Origin of the sequence: Streptomyces sp. URMC 123, from assembly GCF_051386515.1 — a bacterium.
GTDB lineage: Bacteria > Actinomycetota > Actinomycetes > Streptomycetales > Streptomycetaceae > Streptomyces.
In genome coordinates this window covers 1-1,436 of sequence record NZ_JBPQTV010000603.1, presented here as the reverse complement: position 1 = coordinate 1,436, position 1,436 = coordinate 1, and the positions used below count along the sequence as shown (strand labels likewise).

The following is a 1,436-nucleotide window of genomic DNA, read 5'->3' as shown; positions in this document are numbered from 1 at the left end:
AGAGACAGCTTGTACGGGGGCGGGCCGGGGCCGGCGGCCGGCGCGGCTCCTCGGCCGGCGCGGCTCAGAGGAACGTCCGGCCCTCGCCCCGGTACGTCGGCACCGTCTCCACCACCCGGTCCCCCTCCACCAGCCGCAGCACGTCGAAGCGCTCGCACAGCTCCCCGGCCTTGGCGTGCCGGAACCACACCTTGTCCCCGATCAGCAGATCGTCGGCCGGCGCGCCCAGCAGCGGCGTCTGCACCTCGCCCGCGCCCTCCTGCCGGTCGAGGCGCAGCCCCGCCGGCAGATACGGCACCGGCAGCCGGTCGGCGCCCGCCGGCCCCGACGCGGGGTAGCCCCCGCCGAGCACCGTCACCACCCCCACGCCCGGCCGGCGCACCACCGGCAGGGCGAACAGCGCGGCCGGACGGCCCCGGAAGGCGCGGTAGTGGTCGAACAGCCGCGGCACGAACAGCCCCGAGCCCGCCGCCACCTCGGTGACCGCGGCCTCGGCCGCGGTCCGCTCCAGGCTCCCCGTGCCGCCGCCGTTGACGAACTCCAGGTCCGGCACCACCGCCCGGACCGCCCGCACCGAGGCCGCGCGCCGCGCCGCGAGCTCACGCACCGCCGCGGCCTGCATCAGCCGGATCGCCCCCGAGCGCAGCGGTCGGCCGGGCACCGCGTCCCCGACGCCCGCCACATGGCCCTCGTACGCCATCAGCCCCACCAGCCGGAACCCGGGCCGGCGCGCCACCGCGCGGGCCAGCTCGGCGAGCGCGGCCGGCTCGCGCACGGGGGAGCGCCGGGCGCCCACCCGCACCCTGCCCCCCAGCAGCCGCAGCGAGGTGTCCAACTCCAGGCACACCCGCACCTCTTCGGTGCCGCCCGCCGCGTCGCGCCGCACCGCGTCGATCAAATCGAGCTGGGCCACGTCGTCCACGGTCACCGTCACCGCGCGGGCCGCCTTCGGGTCCGTCAGCAACTCGGCGAGGCCCGAGCGGTCGGCCGTCGGATACGCCAGCAGCACGTCCTCCACGCCGGAACGGGCCAGCCACAGCGACTCCGCGAGGGTGAACGCCATCACCCCGGCGAAGCCGTCGTGCGCGAGCACGCGCTCCAACAGGGCGCGGCAGCGCACGGACTTGCTGGCCACGCGGATGGATTTGCCGCGTGCGCGCCGGACGAGATCGGCGGCGTTGGCGTCGAACGCCGCGAGATCCACGATGGCCAGCGGGGCGTCGAGATGCGCGGTGGCCCGGTCGTAGCGCGTACGTGTGCCGGCGGCGCGGGTGGCGTGATCGACCATGGCGTCAGCTTGCCAGAGCGTGTTACCACCCGGTAGACGTCGACGTCCCCTCCTCCGGTCGACGTGATGCCGCCGCGCCCATGACGGCGACGAACGACGCGGTGTTGATGATCGAGCCCCGGCGCTGCCGCCGCATGTAGGGGAGGGC

Annotated in this window: 1 protein-coding gene and 1 pseudogene; both read right to left on the bottom strand. The window is 76.3% G+C overall.

Going from position 1 to position 1,436, the window contains the following annotated elements; all coding sequences use genetic code 11:
• Window positions 1–64 precede the first annotated feature (64 nt).
• Window positions 65–1,288, bottom strand: a complete 1,224-nt coding sequence (locus tag ACSNOD_RS31125) for an alanine racemase (protein ID WP_436770427.1) — start codon at window positions 1,286–1,288, stop codon at window positions 65–67.
• 61 nt (window positions 1,289–1,349) lie between these two features.
• Window positions 1,350–1,436, bottom strand: a pseudogene (locus ACSNOD_RS31120) (short-chain dehydrogenase); the annotation flags it as partial.

What these genes read in the sequence shown, in the direction of transcription:
- ACSNOD_RS31125 (WP_436770427.1), bottom strand. Translation starts at nt 1,288, where the DNA reads ATGGTCGATCACGCCACCCGCGCCGCCGGCACACGTACGCGCTACGAC.